The organism is Streptosporangium longisporum, from assembly GCF_039534895.1.
Classification (GTDB): domain Bacteria; phylum Actinomycetota; class Actinomycetes; order Streptosporangiales; family Streptosporangiaceae; genus Streptosporangium; species Streptosporangium longisporum.
This window is the reverse complement of record NZ_BAAAWD010000031.1, coordinates 118,107-137,131: the sequence shown is the minus strand read 5'-3', so window position 1 is coordinate 137,131 and position 19,025 is coordinate 118,107. Positions and strand designations below refer to the sequence as shown.

Sequence of the window (19,025 nt, the reverse complement as noted above, 5' to 3'; positions counted from 1 at the left end):
TCCCCGCAGGCCGGGATCGCGACGCCACCGCGGGATCGGTGACGTCGCGGGACCCGGCCGCACGGTGGCCGGACGGTGGCCGGACGGTGGCCGGAGCGATCAGCCGGCCGTGCAGGACACCTGGGACACCGGCGCGCCCGTCCCCGAGGCGATGAAGCCGAAGGTCGCGGTGGCGCCCGGGGCCAGGGAACCGTTCCAGGCGACGTTCTTCGCCGAGACGTCGGTCCCGGACCGGGTCACCGTGGCGTTCCACGACTGGCTGATCTGCCGGTCGGGGAAGGCCCAGCTCGCCGTCCAGCCGGTGATGGGCACCGAGCCGGTGTTGCTGACGGCCACCTCACCCTGGAAGCCGCCCGACCACTGCCCGATGGTCCGGTACGCGGCCGAGCACGCGCGGGGCGTCGGCGTCGGCGTGACGGTGGGGGTCGGTGTGGGAGTCGGCGTCGGGGTGGGGGTGGGGGTGGGGGTGGGACCGAGCAGCGCCGTCAGGGCGGGGAACCACCGGTCGACCATCTTCTGGTCACCGGAGGCGTTGGGGTGCACCCCGTCATAGGTGTCGGACGCGGTGCTGAAGCCCGTCCACTGGTCGACCACCACCACCGGAGAGGCGGCGGTGCTCTTGGACGCGGCCCAGCCGGGGATCGCGGCGTTGAGCGCGGTGACCCGCTGCGCGCACTCGCCGCAGGTGCTCGGGTTCATCGGGATGATCTGGGCGACCAGCACCTTCATGGCGGGGTTCTGGGCCCGCATCTGGTCCACCAGCTTGCCGTAGGCGGCCAGGATCGTGGCGGTCGGGCGGTTGCTCCAGACGTCGTTGGTGCCGAAGTGCATCAGCACGATGTCGGGACGGGTCGCCGAGAGCCAGCCGGGAAGCTGGTTCTGGTCGGCCACGTTGGTGACCAGCGCCCCGCCGTGCCCCTCGTTCTCCCCGTCGTGCGCGACGCCGCAGCCCTGCGACGGCAGCGTGCCGACGAAGTCGAGGCCCGTGTGACCGGCGTTCACCAGCTTGTTCCAGAGCGTGGCCCGCCAGCAGCCGGGTGAGCCGGTGATGGAGTCCCCGAGCGCCATGATCCTGACGGCCGCCGCGTCGGCGGGCGTCGCGGTGCCCGCCAGCACAAGGCCCAGGGCCGCCACCGCTGACACCACGGCCGTGGTGACCGCCAGAATCGCGTTCCCTCCGCGTGTCGTTCTTCGCATCTCCCGCTCCCGCCTCGATGGGGGGCCGATGCTAGGCGGCCCCTGGTGGGGACGGGAAGCGGGCCGCCCGGGGGGCCGGGCCGACCTGCGACGCGATCACCGCCGGAGGTGTAACTTTCAACGGCCGGATCCCTTTCCGCGGCCGGGCCGGGACGGGACGGGAGCGATCGATCCTCCCGGCCGGTCGGCGGGGTAGGTTCTCGTCAGGACCCGACGTCCAGGAACCCGGAGCGCCCACCGCCACCGGGAACCCGCAGGACGGCCCGCTCCCGGAACCGACGAGGACCCTCCCCATGGCAGAGACGGCGGACCCCGCCCGATGGCACGCCAGGCTCGGCGAGCTGATCGCCGAGTACGAGGTCCCCGGCGCGAGCCTGGCCTTCCTGCACGAGGGGGAGGTCCACGAGTTCGCCGCGGGCGTGCTCAACGTGGCCACCGGCGTGGAGACGACCACCGACTCGCTCTTCCAGATCGGCTCGGTCACCAAGCTGTGGACCACCACCCAGATCATGCTCCTCGCCGAACGCGGCGAGCTGACGCTGGACACCCCCGTCTCGCAGGTCCTGCCGGAGTTCCGGGTCGCCGACCCGGAGGCGACCGCGGCCGTCACGATCAGGCACCTGCTCTCGCACACCTCCGGCATCGACGGGGACCTGTTCCTCGACACCGGCCGCGGCGACGACTGCGTGGAGAGGTACGTGGCGGCCTGCGCGGACCTGGCGCAGAACCACCCGGTGGGTGCCACCCAGTCCTACTGCAACTCCGGCTTCGTCATCGCCGGCCGCGTCGTCGAGCGCCTCACCGGCACGGTGTGGGACACCGCGCTGCGCGAGCAGATCATCGAGCCGCTCGGCCTGACCCACACCTGGACCCTGCCCGAGGACGTGCTGCGCTTCCGCGGCGCCATGGGCCACCTGGACGGCACGCCCGCCCCGGCCTGGGGACTGATGCGCTCCTGCGGCCCGGCCGGACTGATCTGCGCGCGTCCCGCCGACGTCGTCGCCTTCGCCCGCGCTCACCTGGGCACCGGCCTGCTCGCCGACCCCCGGGCCATGTGGGAACCGCAGGTGGACATCCCCAACCCGTACACGCTGGGCAGGCAGTGGGGGCTCGGCTGGGTGCTGGACGAGTGGCAGGGCCGGCGGGTCCTGTCCCACGGCGGCAACACCATCGGCCAGGGCGCCATGCTCTGGGTGATCCCCGAGGAGGACGTCGTGGCGTGCGTGCTGGCCAACGGCGGCCACTCCGCCGCCTTCCGGCAGGCCGTGGCCGCCGAGCTCTTCGGCGAGCTGCTCGGCCTGGCGGTGCCGCCCGTGCTGGGACCGCCCGCCGAGCCGTTCGCGGCCGACGTCGAGCGCCACGCCGGCGTCTACCGGCGGACGGGCATGCGGATGACGCTGACGGCCCGCGACGGCGGGCTCCTCCTGCGCGGGGAGGTCACCGGGGGCCTCGCCGGGCTGCGCCCGCCCATGGAGCTCGACCTGGTCCCGGTGGACGGCACCACCTTCGTCGGCCGCCTCGAGGGCGACCCCCAGTGGCAGTCGGTCGTCTTCTACGAGCTCGCCGACGGCACCCCCTACCTGCACATGGGCGTACGCGCCACGCCCAGGGTCGCCTGAGCCGCCGCCCCGGGCCCGGCCGGCCTCACCCGGGCGATCTCAGAGGGTGATCCACTCGGTGGAGACGGTGACCCGGTCCAGGACGGCGGGGATCGGCTCGACACCGATGCCGGGACCGACGGGCACGTCCAGGTGGCCCTCGCGCAGCTCGAACGGCTCGGTGAGGTCGGTGGTGAAGTAGCGGCGCGAGGCCGAGGTGTCGCCGGGCAGCGTGAAGCCGGGCAGCGCCGCCAGGGCCACGTTGGCGGCCCGGCCGATGCCGGTCTCCAGCATGCCGCCGCACCAGACGGCGATCCCGTGGGCCCGGCACAGGTCGTGGATGCGCCGGGCCTCCAGGTAGCCGCCGACCCGGCCCGGTTTGACGTTGACCACCGAGCAGGCGTCCAGGGAGATCGCGGCGGCGGCGTGCGCGGCCGACTCGATGGACTCGTCCAGGCAGATCGCGGTGGTGATCTTCCGGGCCAGCCGCGCGTGCTGGACGATGTCGTCGTGGGCCAGGGGCTGCTCGATGAGCAGCAGGCCGAACTCGTCCAACCGGGCCAGGTGCGCGGCGTCGCCGAGGGTGTAGGCGGCGTTGGCGTCCACCTGCAGCGGCACGTCGTCGCCGAAGCGCTCGCGCACGGCACGGACCGGGGCCACGTCCCAGCCGGGCTGGATCTTGAGCTTGATCCGCAGGTAGCCCTCGTCGAGGTAACCGGCGACGGTGTCCAGGAGCTCGGGGACGGAGTCCATGATGCCGACCGAGACCCCGGCCGGGACCCGGTCGGCGGTGGCGCCCAGGAAGGAGGCCATGGACCGGCCCGCGGCGCGCAGCTCGGCGTCGAGCACGGCGCTCTCCAGGGCGGCCTTGGCCATCCGGTGTCCCTTGAAGGGCTCCAGCGCGCGGCCCACGCCGTGGGCGTCGACGTGGCCGGGCAGCGCCGGGATGAGGAAGCGGCGCAGCACGTCGGCGGCGGCGTCGACGTACTCGGGGGAGTAGAGCGGATCGGACATGGCCACGCACTCGCCCCAGCCCTCGGCCTCCGGCGTGACGACCCGCAGCAGCAGCACGTCGCGTTCGGTCTCGGTGCCGAACGAGGTGCGGAACGGCGCGACCAGCGGCATCGCGACCCGCCTGAGCTCGATTCCGGTGATTCTCATGGTCTGCGGCCCGCGCCGCGTCTCCCTTCGGTGCCGTCGCCGTCCGGGCGACACGATAGGACGTAGCAGGACCTGTCATGGAAACCGGTCACCCAGGCGCCCCCGGCCAGCAGGCCGCCGAGCACGTCGCGCACCGCGTGGCGCCAGGACGCGGCGGCGCCGGGGTCGCTGCGGCGCAGCGCCTCCACGTCCCCGGGCACCGTGACCAGCACCGTCGCGGCATCGGTCCGGCCCGCGACCGGGCGGCCGTCCCGCTCGCCCAGCCCGACCACCGCGTCCGCCGGGACCCGCGGCAGGTGCGGCCGTCCGCCGGCGGCGGCCAGGACGTGCGGCTCGGTCAGCCGCCAGACCGCGAGCACCCGGTCGGACTCGTCCCCGGCGTTGATCGCGTCGTCCATGACGCCGTAGAAGGACGGCAGGTACTCCTCGGGCAGGGCGCCGAGCTTGACCAGGTTGAAGTGGGCGTTTCGGCGCACCAGCGGGTCGTAGGTCCAGGTGATCCGGTCCAGGCCGCGCTCCAGCGCCCAGGCGCGCTGGTGCAGCTTGAGGGCCAGGCCGATCCCGCGCCCGGTCGCGGCGCCGGTGACGTGGGAGTGCAGCACCTGCCCGGCCGGGGCCGCGAGGAAGCCGACCGACGCGCCGGCCAGCCGGTCGCCGGCGTAGGCCCCGGCCACGTAGTTGCCCGCGTGCGACAGCGCCCGCATCATCTCCACGCTGACGGGGGCGGCGCCGGGGTCGGGACGCCAGATGGCGTCGAACAGCCGGAAGGCGTCCTCGAACTCCTCGATCGAGTGGAGCTCGCGCAGCGTCAGGTCCCCGGGGCCGCCGGAGGGGACGGGAAGGCCGGGGGAACCAGTGCCGCCGGAGCCCTCGGAGCCGCCGGGGATGTCGGAAGTGCCGGGGGTGCCGGGGGTGGCGTTCACCGGAGCACCGTCCCGATCAGCCCGGCCAGCAGCCTCGCCCGTACGGGCATCTCGGCCACGATCACGTGCTCGTCGTCGGCGTGGGCGCCGCCGCCGACCGCGCCCAGTCCGTCGAGGGTGGGGCACCCCGCCCCGGCGGTGAAGTTGCCGTCGGAGGCCCCGCCCACGCCGGTACCGGAGAGCGGGGCGAGCCCGATCCCGGCGGCGATCCGCCGGGCGAGGTCGAACAGCCCGGCCGAGGAGGCGGGCTCCATCGGGGGGCGGTTCGGGCCTCCCCGGACCTCCAGCCGGGTGCCGGGGACGTGCGGGCGGAGCGCCCTCATCAGCTCGTCCACCCGCCGCTGCGCGTCCAGGGTCGGCACGCGGGCGTCCACCGCGAACCGGGCCAGCGCGGGCACGGTGTTGGTCGTGGTCCCGCCCGACAGCAGGGTGGGCGTCACGGTCACCGGTCCCAGGCCGGTCGTCCTCCCGAGCCCCGGGCCGCCGGCCGTCCCCGGCTCCAGGCTGTCAGGCGTGCCCGGCTCCGGGCCGCCCGCCGTCCCCGGCGGGTCGCCGTTCACCCGGCCGGCGATCCCGGCGACGGCGAGGATCTGGTGGGCGAGCTCGACGCCCGCGTTCGCGCCCCTCTCCGGATCGAGCCCGGCGTGCGCGCCCCGGCCGTGCACCACGACCTCGTACATCGACGTGCCCTTACGCGCGATCTTGAGCGCGCCGCCGTCGGCGCTGCCCTCCAGCACGAACGTGGCCGCGCAGGCGCGCGCCGACTCCTCCACCAGCGCGCGGGAGGACGGCGATCCGACCTCCTCGTCCCCGGTCACCAGCACGCACACCCCCTCCAGGGACGGCAGCGAGGCCAGCGCGTGGAACATCTGGACCAGCCCGGCCTTCATGTCGAACACGCCCGGCCCCCTGGCGATCCCGCCGGTGACCGACCAGGGGTGGGTCCGCAGCGTGCCGACCGGCCAGACCGTGTCGTGGTGGCCCAGCAGCAGCACCCTGGGCGTGCCGAACGTCCACCGCAGGTGGGTGACCCCGTCGATCACGATCGTCTCGGGCCGCGCGCCGAGGCGGCCGTGTCCCTGCCCGGCGACGACCTCGGCGCCGGCGGCCACCGCCCCGTGGTCGGCGGAGAAGGACTCGCACAGGACGAGTTCCCGCAGGTCCTCCAGCATGACGTCCAGGTCCGGCGGGTCCTCCGAGCTCCGCGGGCTCCGCGGGCTCCAGGGGCTCGGCGGGTCCGGTGGGGCGGGGCGACGGGGGTGGTGCGGGCGGGGCTCAACGGACACGTGCCAGTCCTCCGGTTCGGCGCTCACCACGACCGTACGACAGGCCGGGGCGGCGCACCCCATCAGATCCCCTTCGGGGCGAGCGGGGCCGCGGCACCCGTCCGGGCGGCTCCCTGCCCACCGGCCGGTGGGGTGCCGGGCCGGAGCCCGCCGGAGGCCGGTCCCGGGTCGCGCGATCCGCCCGCAGGCCCGTGCCCGCCGGGGCCGTGGAGGCGCCGGGCACCGGCGGGCGATTATGAAGGAAAGTTACAAGCTTTGCCATCGAAGTGGAGATAATTGACGGGGCCGCCAGGTCGAACGTAGGGTCCGAGACAACACCCCCGCCCCCCTCTCCATGCCTCTGACCTCGACGAACACCCCACGGAGCGGTTCATGAAGCGAACAGCAGCGGCCGCGGCCTCCCTGTGTCTCGCCGCCGTCACCGCCGCGTGCGGTGGCGGTGCCGGGAACACCCCGGGAGCCGCCGGGGGCGCCGGAAACCCCGCCGGTGCGGTCTTCACCACGATCGACGCGCTCAAGCCGGGCATCGACGCGAACGCGCCGATCAACCCGTACAACCCCAAGGGCAACGCGTTCCGCGGGTACAACGCCGAGTGGCTCGGGTGGACCAAGAACCACCTGACCGATCCGAACCTGTTCTACCCGGGGGTCGCGCGGAGCTGGCAGATCGCTCCCGACCAGTCCTCGATCACGCTGAACCTCCAGCCGGACGGCCGCTGGTCCGACGGCAGGCCGATCACCGCCGAGGACGTGAGGTTCTCCATCGGGGTGGCCTACACCCAGGGCGGCACCGCCTACGCCCTCGACCCCTCCGCGGCCGGCACCGCCTCCGACATCACGATCCTGGACGAGCGGACGATCAAGATCACCCAGGCGGCCGCGAACCCGAGCGCCACGTTCGTCCGCAGCGTGATGGAGACCGTCATCGTCCCGAAGCACGTCTGGGGGTCCGTGCTGCCCGCCGACTTCTGGCAGCGGCTCAAGGTCGCCCAGAGTGACGCCCCCGGGGCCGGGGCCGCGCGGGCCGGGATCACCGCCCTCGCCGAGAAGGTCATCACCTTCGCCCCGCCCCGGGACGTCTCGGCCGGGCCGTTCGTCCTCAAGCGCGTCAACCCCGGCGAGGCCCTGCTCGTCAAGAACAGGTACTTCCACAACGCCGCCGCCGTGGCCGCCGACCAGGTGCGCATCCTCAACTACACCGGCAACGAGCAGGTCTGGAACTACCTCGTCGCCGGCAGGCTGGACCACGCGCCCTTCACCGCCGTCCCGGCCGGGGTGATGCGCAGGATCGCCCGCACGCCCGGCAACGTCGTGGTCAGGGGTTACTCGCCGGTCAGCGAGGGGCTGGCGTTCAACCAGTCCAGGAAGCCCTACGACAACGTGCACGTCCGCCGCGCGCTGGCCCACCTGATCGACCGCGCCCAGGTCACCAAGGTCGCCTCCCCCGAGGGCGGCACCGCCTCGGTCACCACCTCCGGCCTGCACCAGCGGGCTGCGCAGGCCTGGCTGGGCGACGGCGACGGCGACGGCGGCGACGCTGTCGGCGGTGGCGGCGTGGGCGCCCTGGAGCCCTACCGGCACGACCCGGCCAGGGCCGAGGCCGAGCTGCGGGCCGCGGGCATGCGCAAGACCGAGGGCAGGTGGACGCTGCCCGACGGCTCCCCGTGGAAGATGACCATCAACGTGCCCGCGTCCTTCTCCGACTGGCTGGCCGGGGCCAAGGCCGTCACCAGCCAGCTCAACGACGCCGGCATCGACGCCGAGGTCGTCACCACCGCCGACTACCCCCTCTACCTGGAGGAGATGGCGGCCGGCAAGTACGACGTGGGCTTCTGGCTGGTGGCGCTCGGGCCCGCGCCGTACAACATCTTCCAGCGCCTGTACGGCGCCCAGAACGGCTGGAAGCTCTTCGGCGGCAGGCTCCGCCACGTCCCCGCCGGTACCGAGGGCAACTGGATGGGCGGCGCCGAGACCGTCGAGGTCGCGGGCGAGGGCAGGATCGACCCCGGCGCGCTGGCCGTCAGGCTGAACTCCGCGCCCGAGGCCGAGCAGCGCAGGATCGTCTCGATCCTGGCCAGGGCCGCCAACCAGGACCTGCCGGTGATCCAGCTGTGGGACTACGTCAACACGCAGGTGGTCAACACCACGCGGTTCGGCGGCTTCCCCGGCGACGAGAGCGACGCGCTGCGCCTCACCTCGGGGGTCTGGCTCCAACTCGGCATGATCAAGAGGAAGTAGCCGCACATGACGGTCATCGCACGCCGCCTCGCGGGCCACCTCGTCCGCGGGCTCGCCATGATCCTGGTGGTCGCCACGATCAGCTTCGTGATCATCAGGAGCATTCCCGGCGACCCCATGCGGGCCCGCTACGAAAAGCTCGTCGAGCAGGGCATGTCGCCCGAGCAGGCCGAGCGCGCCACCGCGGTGATGTACGGCTTCATGCCCCGGGGCACCATGTGGGAGCAGTACACCGACTACATGAGGGGGCTGCTCCACCTCGACCTCGGCCGGTCGCTGAGCGTCCCCGGCGCCGAGGTCACCACCCTGCTCGCCTCGGCCGCCGCCTGGACGATCCTGCCGGTGCTCGTCGGCACGCTGCTCAGCTTCACGGTCGGGATCATCCTGGGCGTCTACGCGGCGATCAAGCGCTCCAGCAGGCTGGGCGACGCGCTGGCCGTCTCCGGCTCGCTCCTGCACGGCCTGCCGCAGTACGTCCTGGCGCTGCTGCTCAGCGCGGCCTTCACCACCCTGCTGCCGATCTTCCCCGCGAGCGGGACGGCCGACGTCACGCTGGAGCCGGGGCTCAACGCCGCCTACGTCGGCTCGCTGATCCAGTACGCCACGCTGCCGGTACTGACGTACGCGCTGGCCGGATACGGCGGCTGGATCCTGGCCATGAAGTCGAGCGTGGTCACCGTGCTGGGCGACGACTTCATCCTTGCCGCCGAATTGCGCGGCATGCGGCGCGGCGTCATCTTCCGCTACGTGGCGCGCAACGCCATCCTGCCGCTCTTCACCATCCTGGCGCTCTCGCTGGGCCTGCTCTTCGGCGGCGCCATCTTCATCGAACGGATCTTCACCTATCCGGGGCTGGGCCTGCTGCTGCTCAACAGCGTCACCGACCGCGACTACGCGCTGATGGGCGGGGCCTTCCTGCTGATCACGGTGGCGATCGTCATCGCCAACATCGTGGCGGACATGCTCTACACCGCGATCGACCCGCGCGTCCGCTCGGGACAGGGGGCCTCATGACCGCACCGACCGTGATCCCCGGCGCGTCCGGCACACCCGAGGCGCCGGGCACCGCCGAGGTCCCGGGCCCCGGTGTCCCCGGCACCCCGGGCGCCCGCGCCACGCAGCGGCGCAACTTCCGGCGCGGCGTCCTGCGGGTCCTGCGGCGCAAGCCCAGCCGCATCGTGGGCGTGGCCATCCTGGCCGTGTTCGCGTTCATGGGCGTCTTCGGGCCGCTGCTGTACCCCGCGCGGCTGCCCCGCGACGACGACGCCCTCTACGCGGCACCGAGCTGGGCCCACCCGTTCGGCACCGACTTCGAGGGCACCGACGTGCTCGCGCTGGTGGTCACCGGGGCCCGGTACGTCCTGCTGACCGCCCTGGTCACCGCGGTCATCACGGTCGCGGTGGGCACCTCGGTCGGGCTGTTCGCCGGGTTCCGGCGCGGACGCTGGGACAGCGTGCTGATGCGCATCACCGACATGAAGCTGACCATCCCCGCGCTGCCGCTGCTGCTGGTGCTCTCGACCGTGTGGAAGTTCACCGGCCCGCTCCAGATGGGCCTGGTGCTGGGACTCCTCGGCTGGGGCGGGGTGGCGCGCGCCGTACGGGCGCAGACCCTCTCGCTGCGCGAGCGCGGCTTCATCGAGGCGGCCCGCGGGCTCGGGCTGTCCACCCGGCACATCATCGGCAGGGAACTGCTGCCCAGCATGGCCCCGTTCATCGCGATGAACATGCTCATCGCGGTGACCGGCGCGGTCTACGCGCAGGTGGGCCTGTTCTTCCTGGGCGTCCTGCCGTTCGACGCCAACAACTGGGGCGTCATGCTCAACCTCGCCGTGTTCGGCGGCGGCGCGCTGACGACGACCGCCGCGCTGCCGTACATGCTGGCGCCGCTGCTGGCGATCCTGCTGCTCACCCTGGGCATCGTCCTCGTCGTCGACGCCATGGACGAGATCTTCAACCCCCGCCTGCGGGAGGAGTGACGATGTTCGCACGTACCGAGAAGAAGGTGGCCGCGACACCGGGCGGGCGGCCGTCCCCCGGCGCGACCGGCGCGACCGGCGTGGACGCGGGCAGGGACGGGCCTCCCGGGGTGCGCGTCGGGGGCCTGTCCGTCGTCTACCGCACGGGCGCGGGCGAGCTGCCCGCCGTCTCCGGGGTCGACCTGGAGCTTCTCCCCGGCACGATCACCGGGGTGGTCGGCGAGTCGGGGTCGGGCAAGTCGACGCTGGCGCTCTCGCTGCTCAACGCGGTCCAGCCGCCCGGCAGGATCAGCTCGGGCGGCGTGGAGATCGACGGGCTCGGCGACGTCACCGCGCTGCGGGGCGACGCGCTGCGCAGCGCCAGGGGCCGCCACATCGGGTACGTCTTCCAGGCCGCCCAGAACTCCCTCAACCCGCTCAAGACCGTCGGCAAGCAGCTTCTCGACCTGGGCCGCTCGCACGGGATCGAGGACCTGCGCGCGCTGGTCGCGGACGCCAGGGACCTGCTCGGCCGGATGGGCATGGACGGCGCGCGCGTGCTCGACTCCCACCAGCACGAGCTGTCGGGCGGGATGCGCCAGCGGGTCGGCATCATGCTCGCGCTGGTCCTCAACGCCCACCTCGTCGTGCTGGACGAGCCCACGACCGCCCTCGACATGATCACCCAGGCCACGATCCTGCGGATCATCCGGGAGGTCCACGAGGAGCGCGGCCTGACCACGCTCGTCATCACCCACGACCTCGGCGTGGTCGCCGAGATCGCCGACCGGCTGGCCGTCATGTACGGCGGCCGGGTGGTGGAGCAGGGACCGACCGCCGAGGTGCTCGGCGCCCCCCGCCACCCCTACACCCAGGGCCTGATCCGGGCCATCCCGCGCCTGGTCGGCGACATCGGCGAAGCCAGGGCCCTGCCCGGCCGCCCGCCGACGCTCGGCACCGTCCCGGCGACGGGATGCGTCTTCAGGGAACGGTGCGAGTGGCGCATGGACGTCTGCGAGACCGAGGAGCCGCCCGCGGTCACCCGCGGCGCATCGGTCGTGGCCTGCCACGCCGTCGCCGCCCGCGACGCCGAGACGGACGCGGGTGCGGTGACGGGCCGCCCGGTCAACGGTGCGATGACCGGCCCTGCGAACGGTCCCGTGAACGGTTCTGTGAACGGGACGGGCGCGGGCGTGGCCGAGGGGACGGGCACCGGTGTCACCGGTGGCCGGGACGCAGGCCGGAGCGCCGCGCGGGCCGCGGAGGGGAGCGGGTGCCGCAGCGCCGTGCTCGACGTGACCGACGACACGAGCTCCGCGAGTTCCATGGGCTCAGAGCGCGCCGCGGTCCCGGCGGGAGCCGGACGGAACGGCGGGGCGTACGGGTACGGGGAGGAGAAGGCGTGATCACCGGACAGGGCGTGACGAAGACCTTCAGGCAGCGGGGGAGCATGCTCGCCGGGCGGGAGGTGCCGGCGCTGCGCGGCGTCGACTTCGCCATCCCCAAGGGCGGGGCGGCCTCCTTCATCGGCGAGTCGGGCTGCGGCAAGACGACGCTCGGGCGGATCATCGCCGGGCTGGAGACCCACGACTCCGGCGAGATCACCATCGACGGCACCCCCATGTCGTCGCTGCGCCCGAAGCAGCGGCAGCCGTACTTCCGCCGCATCCAGCTCATCCACCAGGACCCCTACTCCGCGCTCAACCCGACCCGGACGGTGCACCAGACGCTGGACGCGCCGCTCTCGCTGCGGGCCGGGCAGACCGGCCGGTCACGGGCGTGGACGGACGGGCGCGCCCGGGAACTGCTGGAGCTGGTCGGGCTCGACCCCGGCTACGTGCTGTCCCGCTACCCCCACCAGCTCTCCGGGGGCATGCGCCAGCGGGTGGTCATCGCCCGCGCCCTCACCGTCGACCCCGAGATGCTCGTCGCCGACGAGGCCGTCTCCATGATCGACGTGTCGCTGCGGCTGGGCATCCTGGCCCTGCTGAAGGACCTGCGCGAGCGCCTGGGGGTGAGCGTGCTCTTCATCACCCACGACGTGGCCACCGCCCGCTACATCGGCGACGACGGCGAGCTGTACGTCATCTACCGGGGACAGGTCGTCGAGCGCGGCCACGTCGAGACGATCATCTCCGGCCCGGTGCACCCGTACACCCAGTCGCTGCTGTCGGCCATCCCGGTGCTGCACGGCCTGGAGCGGCCCGGCGAGGAGGTGGTGACGCCGACCGGACCGCACGACGAGAGCCGCACCGACGCCGGATGCCTGTTCGCCGGACGCTGCCCGTTCCGCACCGGGCGCTGCGAGTCGGAACACCCCGTACTGGGCCACGACGGCGGTACGCCCCAGGAGCACGCCTGCTTCCACCCCGCCGCCCGCGACGTCGTCGCCGTCCCGGCGGGCCGGTCGTGACCCCGGCGGGCAACGCTCCGCAGACGCGTCCTTCCGGCGGGCGGATGCCGTCCGGGAACGCTTCCGGTGCGCGAGGCGCCGCTGCGGCGCCCGCCGTCCGCGAGGCCGTCCTGGCAGGCGCGACCGGTGCGGCCGACACGGCCGACACGGTCGGCACGGACGACACGGCGGCCCTCGCCGGGATCGCCCGGGACGCGCTCGTCCACGACGTCGCCGAGGCGGCGGACCTGGTCGCCCGGCTCGCCGAGCCGCCCGCGGACCGGCGCTGGACGGCGCTGGTGACGCGCGACCTCGACGGAGCGGTGTTCGCCTCCCTGTCCGGGCGCGACCCGCGCGTCGGCCATGTCGACCTGCTGGCCGTGCGCCCCGCCGCCCAGGGCGCGGGGCTCGGCCGGGCGCTGCTCGTCGCGGCCGAGGACTGGCTGCGCGACCGGGGGGCCGCCGAGGTCCGGCTGGCCGGGAACCCGCCCTGCTACGCCTGGCCCGGCATCGACGTGCGCTACACCCCGGCCGCCTGCCTGGCCGAGAGCCTGGGCTACCGGCGCTACCACGTCGCCTGGAACATGACCGCCGACCTCGCCGACGACCCGTCCGCCGGTCCGTCCGCCGAGGCCGACCTCGCGTCACTGGCGGATCGGGGGATCACCGTGCACACCGCGGCCCCCGGTGACCGTGCCGCCGTCCGCGCCTTCGTCGCCGAGCAGTGGCACGACGGCTGGGCCTGGGAGGCCGAGCGGGCCACCGGCTGCCACTACGCCGTCAGGGACGGGGAGATCCTCGGCTTCGCCGCCTGGGGGACGCGGCCCGCCTGGTTCGGCCCGATGGGTACCGCGCCGGCCGCGCGCGGCCTGGGCGTGGGCCGGGTGCTCGCGCGCCGCTGCCTGGCCGAGCAGCGCGCGGCGGGCCTGGCGAGCGCCCAGATCGGCTGGGCCGGACCGCTCGGCTTCTACGCCCGCGCGTTCGGCGCGTACGCCGAACGGGTCTTCTGGCTCTATCGCCGGGACCTGACGCCGGAGGGCACGGCCACCGGGACGGACCCAGCGGATCCAAGAAGGGCGGATCCAAGAACGACGGACCCGAGGGCGACGGACCCACGGACGGGACTGCGGCGGGGGAGGCGGCCGTGACGCGCCCCGTGAAGGACGACCACCTGCCCGAGCGTGGCGGAACGGCAGAACCAGCGACATGGGATGTCATGACTGATCCATCGGCCCTTTCCCCGACCTCGTCGGCCCCGTCGGCCTCCTCGGCGACCCCGGGTCTCCCGGATCCCGGGTCACCGCCGGCGACCGGCGTTTCCCGGGCGACCGGTGTCCCCCGGGCGACCGGTGTCCCGCAGGCGGCCGGGGACGTCCTGTCGGCGTTGCCGACCGAGCGGAGCGACCCCCGCTACGACCACATCGACCGGCTCCCGACCGAGCAGGTGGCCCGGCTGATGAACGCCGCGGACGCCGCGGTGCCCGTCGCGGTGGGCGAGGCGGTCCCGGCCATCTCGGCCGCGATCGACGCGATCGTGGACCGGATGCGCTCGGGAGGCCGCCTGTTCTACGTGGGCGCGGGCACGTCGGGACGGCTGGCCGTGCTGGACGCCTCCGAGTGCCCGCCCACCTTCGGCACCGACCCCGGGCTCGTCCAGGGCGTCATCGCGGGCGGCCCGCCGGCGCTGACCCGCTCGGTCGAGGGGGCCGAGGACGACCACGCCGCAGGCGCCGCCGTCCTGGCGGAGCGGGGGGGTGGGCGCGCTCGACACCGTGGTGGGCGTCTCCGCGAGCGGGCGGGCGCCTTTCGTGCTCGGCGCGCTCGCCGAGGCGAGCCGGCGCGGCGCCCTGACCGCCGCGATCTCCTGCAACCCCGGCACCCCGCTGTCGGAGGCCGCGCTGCACCCCATCGAGGTGATCGTCGGCCCCGAGGTGGTGACCGGCTCCACCAGGCTCAAGGCCGGGACCGCGCAGAAACTCGTCCTCAACATGATCTCGACGATCACGATGGTCCGGCTCGGCAGGACCCACGGCAACACCATGATCGAGGTGTCCGCGATGAACTCCAAGCTGGCCGACCGGGCCGCCCGGATGGTCGGCGACCTCACCGGCGCGGCCTCGGCGGTGGCGCGTGCCACCCTGGAGGCCACCGGGTGGCACGTGAAGACCGCGGTGCTCATGATCGAGCACGGTCTCGACGCGGCCGGGGCCCGGCTGCTGCTGGAGCGGCACGGCGACCGGCTGGAGGCGGCCATGGAGGCCGCCGGCCGCGACGGCGCCTGACGTCGTCACGGAACGCCCCGGGTGTGCGTTCCCGGGGCGTCCGCGTCCGGACTACTCGGGCTCGTAGGCGAGGTTGGGACGCAGCCAGCGCTCGATCTCGGAGAGCTTCATGTTCCGCCGCCGCGCGTAGTCCTCCACCTGGTCCCTGCCGATGCGCCCCACGGTGAAGTACCGCGACGCCGGGTGGGCGAACAGCAGCCCGCTGACGCTGGCCGCCGGGGTCATCGCGAACGACTCGGTCAGCCCCATGCCGAGCTTCTCGGCCTCCAACAGGTCGAACAGGTCCTGCTTCTGGCTGTGGTCCGGGCTCGCCGGGTAGCCGAGCGCGGGACGGATGCCGCGGAACCGCTCGGCGTGCAGGTCCTCGATCCTGGGATCGGCGTCCGGCTCGTACCAGGCCCGCCGCGCCTCGAGGTGGATGTACTCGGCGAACGCCTCGGCCAGCCGGTCGGCCAGGGCCTTCACCATGATCGCCCGGTAGTCGTCCTGCCGGGCCTCGTGGACGGCCGCGAGCTCCTCGGCGCCGTGCACGGCCACGGCGAACCCGCCCAGGTGGTCCCCGGCCGGGGCCACGTAGTCGGCCAGGGACCGGTTGGGCCGGCCCTCGGGCTTGACCGTCTGCTGGCGCAGCATCGGCAGCCGCAGGCCGTCCGGACCGGCCGCCGGGTCGTCGATCACGATGTCGTCGCCCTCGGAGCGGGCGGACCAGTACCCGTACGCTCCCCGGGCCTGGAAGCTCCCCTCGGCGATGATCTGGTCGAGCATGGTGTTGGCGTCGTCGAAGAGCTCGCGCGCCACCGGCTGGTCCAGGATCGCCGGGTACTTGCCCTTCAGCTCCCAGGCCAGGAAGAGGAACTGCCAGTCGATCATCGCGCGGAGGTCGTTCAGGTCCGGCTCCACGACGCGCACGCCGGTGAAGTCGGGGACCGGCAGCTCGTCGAACGGGACCCGCTCGCGGTTCGCGCGGGCCTGCTCGACGGTCAGCAGGGCGGTGCGCTGCTTGCTCGCGTACTGGTCGCGCAGGCGTTCCTGGTCGGTGCGGTTGCTCGCGTCCAGCTCCTGGGCCCGGTCGCCGTCCAGCAGGTCGGAGACCACGCCGACGACGCGGGAGGCGTCGAGCACGTGCACCGTGGTGTTGTCGTAGGCGGGGGGCGATGCGGACCGCGGTGTGCTGGCGCGAGGTCGTGGCGCCGCCGACCAGCAGCGGCAGCTTCATCCCGCGGCGCTGCATCTCCGCGGCGACGGTGACCATCTCGTCCAGCGACGGGGTGATCAGCCCGGAGAGCCCGACGACGTCGGCGCCCTCGGCGATCGCGGTGTCCAGGATGACCGAGGCCGGGACCATCACCCCCAGGTCGATGACCTCGTAGTTGTTGCAGCCCAGGACGACGCCCACGATGTTCTTGCCGATGTCGTGCACGTCGCCCTTGACGGTCGCGAGCACCACCTTGCCCTGGCCGCGTTCGGTCTCGGCGCGCCCCTCCTGCCGCGCCAGCTCCTTCTCCGCCTCCATGTACGGCTCCAGGTAGGCGACCGAGCGCTTCATCACCCGCGCGCTCTTGACCACCTGCGGCAGGAACATCTTGCCCGCCCCGAACAGGTCGCCCACGATCTTCATGCCGTCCATCAGCGGGCCCTCGATCACCTCCAGGGGACGCGCCCTGCTCTGGCGGGCCTCCTCGGTGTCGGCCTCGATGAAGTCGACGATGCCGTGCACGAGCGCGTACGACAGGCGCTCCTCCACCGGCGCGTCCCGCCAGGCCAGGTCCACGACCCGGCGCGTGGCCGAGCCGCTCACCGTCTCGGCGAAGGAGACGAGCCGGTCGGTGGCGTCCTCACGCCGGTCGAAGATCACGTCCTCGACGAGTTCCAGCAGGTCCGCGGGGATGTCCTGGTAGACCGTGAGCTGCCCGGCGTTGACGATGCCCATGTCGAGGCCGGCCCGCACGGCGTGCAGGAGGAACGCCGAGTGCATGGCCTCGCGCACGACGTCGTTGCCGCGGAAGGAGAACGACAGGTTGGAGATGCCCCCGCTGGTCCGCGCCCCCGGGCAGCGCTCCTTGATCAGCGGCAACGCCTCGATGAACGCCTTGGCGTACCCGTTGTGCTCGCTGATGCCGGTGGCGACCGCGAGCACGTTGGGGTCGAACACGATGTCCTCGGCCGGGAACCCGACCTTCTGCGTCAGCAGGTCGTAGGCGCGCGCGCAGATCGAGACCTTGCGCTCGACGGTGTCGGCCTGGCCCTCCTCGTCGAAGGCCATGACGACCACGCCGGCGCCGTAGTCCCGGATGATCCGCGCCTGCTCCAGGAACGGGCCCTCGCCCTCCTTGAGGCTGATCGAGTTGACGACGCCCTTGCCCTGCACGCACTTGAGCCCGGCCTCCAGCACGCTCCACCGCGAGCTGTCGATCATGACGGGGATGCGGGCGACCTCAGGCTCGGTCGCGATCAGGTTCAGGAAGGTCGTCATCGCCTGCACGCTGTCGAGCAGGTCGGCGTCCATGTTGACGTCGAGCAGGTTGGCCCCGCCGCGTACCTGCTCCAGCGCGACGTCGACGGCGCCCTGGTGGTCGCCCCCCTCGATCAGGCGGCGGAAACGCGCCGATCCGGTGACGTTGGTGCGCTCCCCGATCATGACGAACCCGGTGTCCGGGCCGATCTCGAAGGGCTCCAGGCCGCTGAAGCGGGTACGGGCCGGCGGCTGCGCGATCTGCCGGGGCGGCAGGCCGGACACCGCGGCGGCGATCTTCGCGATGTGGGCGGGGGAGGTGCCGCAGCACCCGCCGACGATGTTGACCATCCCCGAGGTGGCGAACTCGCCCAGCAGCGCCGCGGTCTCCTCGGGCTTCTCGTCGTACCCGCCGAACGCGTTGGGCAGGCCCGCGTTGGGGTGGCTGGCCGTGTAGGTGTCGGCGAAGCGCGCCAGCTCGGCGACGTGCGGGCGCATCTGCTCCGCGCCCAGCGAGCAGTTCACCCCGACCACCAGCGGGTCGGCGTGCCTGATCGCGCTCCAGAACGCCTCGACGGTCTGCCCGGACAGCGTGCGCCCGCTCAGGTCGACGATCGTCACCGAGATCCACAGCGGCAGGTGCGGGGCGACCTCGCGGGCGGCGGCGACCGCTGCCTTGGCGTTGAGCGTGTCGAAGATCGTCTCGATCAGCAGCAGGTCGACCCCGCCCTCGTCCAGCGCCCGGATCTGCTCGGCGTAGGCGGCGCGGACCTCGTCGAACGAGACCGCCCGGTAGGCCGGGTCCTCGACGCGGGGGGAGAGCGAGAGCGTGACGTTCAGCGGGCCGATCGAACCGGCCACGAAGCGCCCGCCCGCCTCGTCCGCGGCCTGGCGCGCCAGCTGGGCGGCGCGCAGGTTCATCTCGTGGACCAGCGACTCCAGCCCGTAGTCGGCCTGGCCGATGGAGGTCGCGGTGAAGGTGTTCGTGGTGGTGATGTCCGCGCCCGCCGCGAGGTACTGGCGGTGGATGTCGAGGATGACGTCGGGACGCGTCAGGTTCAGCAGGTCCGGGTCACCGGTCACGTCGCGCGGGTGATCAAGGAAACGGTCGCCGCGGTAGTCGTCCGGGGTGAGCGAGGCGCCCTGCAGCATCGTGCCCCAGGCCCCGTCGAGCACCGCGATCCGCCGGTCGAGGAGCTCCCGCAGGGCCCGTACGCGCTCGGAGGCCGTCGCGGCACCGGTGTGACCGCCCTCGGTGAGGACCTGCCCGGCGTCATGGTTCGAAGAATCGTTCATTGGACCACCTCCCATGATCGGGAGGCGCCCTTGGTGAACATGGAGGTCGAGCGTGGCGGGTCACGGACCCGTTGCAGCGCCTCTCGACTTCGTCATCGAGGGTACCCAAAAGCCCATGGCGGCGCCAGAAATCGGTTCTTCCGGCCTGCCCTATTCTCCCGGGAACCCCGGCTCGGCCGCCCTTTCCGGGGATCCAGGACGCTTCCGTGGTTGTTTTCGGCCCCTCCCGGGAAGGGCGGGAG

The 19,025-nt window shown here is 73.3% G+C and carries 13 protein-coding genes, 2 pseudogenes and 1 riboswitch; of the genes and pseudogenes, 9 read left to right on the top strand and 6 right to left on the bottom strand.

Going from position 1 to position 19,025, the window contains the following annotated elements; all coding sequences use genetic code 11:
• Positions 1-99: 99 nt before the first annotated feature.
• The gene (locus tag ABD832_RS40385) at positions 100-1,197 is read right to left on the bottom strand and encodes a cellulose binding domain-containing protein (protein ID WP_344907659.1); all 1,098 of its coding nucleotides are present in this window, start codon (positions 1,195-1,197) and stop codon (positions 100-102) included.
• Between the two features lie 293 nt (positions 1,198-1,490).
• On the opposite strand from ABD832_RS40385, the gene ABD832_RS40380 reads away from it, so the two are divergent.
• A complete protein-coding gene (locus tag ABD832_RS40380; RefSeq protein ID WP_344907656.1) occupies positions 1,491-2,816 on the top strand; it encodes a serine hydrolase domain-containing protein in 1,326 nt (441 codons plus the stop codon).
• 39 nt (positions 2,817-2,855) lie between these two features.
• Here the strand turns inward: ABD832_RS40380 and menC are convergent, their stop codons facing one another.
• Genes menC through ABD832_RS40365 form a run of 3 tightly spaced genes read right to left on the bottom strand, consistent with a single transcriptional unit; the run spans position 2,856 to position 6,165 of the window.
• A complete protein-coding gene (gene menC, locus ABD832_RS40375) occupies positions 2,856-3,956 on the bottom strand; it encodes an o-succinylbenzoate synthase (protein WP_344907654.1) in 1,101 nt (366 codons plus the stop codon).
• On the bottom strand, positions 3,953-4,879 hold the full coding sequence (locus ABD832_RS40370) for a GNAT family N-acetyltransferase (RefSeq protein WP_344907649.1): 927 nt from the start codon (positions 4,877-4,879) through the stop codon (positions 3,953-3,955). Before ABD832_RS40370 ends, menC begins: the two co-directional genes overlap by 4 nt.
• Positions 4,876-6,165: a M20 family metallopeptidase gene (locus ABD832_RS40365; RefSeq protein ID WP_344907646.1), complete on the bottom strand. Its 1,290-nt coding sequence runs from the start codon at positions 6,163-6,165 to the stop codon at positions 4,876-4,878. The genes ABD832_RS40370 and ABD832_RS40365 overlap by 4 nt, the downstream gene beginning before the upstream one ends.
• A 372-nt stretch (positions 6,166-6,537) precedes the next feature.
• On the opposite strand from ABD832_RS40365, the gene ABD832_RS40360 reads away from it, so the two are divergent.
• The 8 genes and pseudogenes from ABD832_RS40360 (at position 6,538) to ABD832_RS40330 (ending at position 15,035) form a co-directional block, all read left to right on the top strand.
• Positions 6,538-8,403 (top strand): ABC transporter substrate-binding protein, encoded by a 1,866-nt coding sequence (locus ABD832_RS40360; RefSeq protein WP_344907643.1) that lies wholly within the window; start codon positions 6,538-6,540, stop codon positions 8,401-8,403.
• 6 nt (positions 8,404-8,409) lie between these two features.
• Complete coding sequence (locus ABD832_RS40355) at positions 8,410-9,417, top strand: ABC transporter permease (RefSeq protein ID WP_344907640.1); 1,008 nt, start codon at positions 8,410-8,412, stop codon at positions 9,415-9,417.
• Positions 9,414-10,382, top strand: coding sequence for an ABC transporter permease (locus ABD832_RS40350; RefSeq protein ID WP_344907636.1), 969 nt, complete (start codon positions 9,414-9,416; stop codon positions 10,380-10,382). Before ABD832_RS40355 ends, ABD832_RS40350 begins: the two co-directional genes overlap by 4 nt.
• A 2-nt stretch (positions 10,383-10,384) precedes the next feature.
• On the top strand, positions 10,385-11,767 hold the full coding sequence (locus ABD832_RS40345; RefSeq protein ID WP_344907633.1) for an ABC transporter ATP-binding protein: 1,383 nt from the start codon (positions 10,385-10,387) through the stop codon (positions 11,765-11,767).
• The gene (locus ABD832_RS40340) at positions 11,764-12,774 is read left to right on the top strand and encodes an ABC transporter ATP-binding protein (RefSeq protein ID WP_344907630.1); all 1,011 of its coding nucleotides are present in this window, start codon (positions 11,764-11,766) and stop codon (positions 12,772-12,774) included. The genes ABD832_RS40345 and ABD832_RS40340 overlap by 4 nt, the downstream gene beginning before the upstream one ends.
• A 44-nt stretch (positions 12,775-12,818) precedes the next feature.
• Positions 12,819-13,901 carry a GNAT family N-acetyltransferase gene (locus ABD832_RS40335; protein ID WP_344907628.1) on the top strand — a complete coding sequence of 361 codons (1,083 nt, stop codon included), beginning with the start codon at positions 12,819-12,821 and terminating at the stop codon, positions 13,899-13,901.
• 68 nt (positions 13,902-13,969) lie between these two features.
• Positions 13,970-14,440, top strand: a pseudogene (locus tag ABD832_RS42480) (hypothetical protein); the annotation flags it as partial.
• Positions 14,441-14,507: 67 nt separating this feature from the next.
• Complete coding sequence (locus ABD832_RS40330) at positions 14,508-15,035, top strand: N-acetylmuramic acid 6-phosphate etherase (protein ID WP_344907626.1); 528 nt, start codon at positions 14,508-14,510, stop codon at positions 15,033-15,035.
• Positions 15,036-15,086: 51 nt separating this feature from the next.
• On the opposite strand, the gene ABD832_RS40325 is transcribed toward ABD832_RS40330, so the two are convergent.
• Both ABD832_RS40325 and metH read right to left on the bottom strand, forming a co-directional pair.
• Positions 15,087-15,905 (bottom strand): vitamin B12 dependent-methionine synthase activation domain-containing protein, encoded by an 819-nt coding sequence (locus ABD832_RS40325; RefSeq protein ID WP_344907927.1) that lies wholly within the window; start codon positions 15,903-15,905, stop codon positions 15,087-15,089.
• 325 nt (positions 15,906-16,230) lie between these two features.
• Positions 16,231-18,639: pseudogene (metH, locus tag ABD832_RS40320) on the bottom strand (methionine synthase); the annotation flags it as partial.
• A 159-nt stretch (positions 18,640-18,798) separates the two neighbouring features.
• A riboswitch (S-adenosyl-L-homocysteine riboswitch) is annotated at positions 18,799-18,874 on the bottom strand.
• Positions 18,875-19,025: the final 151 nt, after the last annotated feature.

What these genes read in the sequence shown, in the direction of transcription:
- ABD832_RS40385 (WP_344907659.1), bottom strand. Translation starts at nt 1,197, where the DNA reads ATGCGAAGAACGACACGCGGAGGGAACGCGATTCTGGCGGTCACCACG.
- ABD832_RS40360 (WP_344907643.1), top strand. Translation starts at nt 6,538, where the DNA reads ATGAAGCGAACAGCAGCGGCCGCGGCCTCCCTGTGTCTCGCCGCCGTC.
- ABD832_RS40325 (WP_344907927.1), bottom strand. Translation starts at nt 15,905, where the DNA reads ATGATCGACTGGCAGTTCCTCTTCCTGGCCTGGGAGCTGAAGGGCAAG.
- ABD832_RS40335 (WP_344907628.1), top strand. Translation starts at nt 12,819, where the DNA reads ATGCCGTCCGGGAACGCTTCCGGTGCGCGAGGCGCCGCTGCGGCGCCC.
- ABD832_RS40350 (WP_344907636.1), top strand. Translation starts at nt 9,414, where the DNA reads ATGACCGCACCGACCGTGATCCCCGGCGCGTCCGGCACACCCGAGGCG.
- menC (WP_344907654.1), bottom strand. Translation starts at nt 3,956, where the DNA reads ATGAGAATCACCGGAATCGAGCTCAGGCGGGTCGCGATGCCGCTGGTC.
- ABD832_RS40380 (WP_344907656.1), top strand. Translation starts at nt 1,491, where the DNA reads ATGGCAGAGACGGCGGACCCCGCCCGATGGCACGCCAGGCTCGGCGAG.
- ABD832_RS40345 (WP_344907633.1), top strand. Translation starts at nt 10,385, where the DNA reads ATGTTCGCACGTACCGAGAAGAAGGTGGCCGCGACACCGGGCGGGCGG.
- ABD832_RS40355 (WP_344907640.1), top strand. Translation starts at nt 8,410, where the DNA reads ATGACGGTCATCGCACGCCGCCTCGCGGGCCACCTCGTCCGCGGGCTC.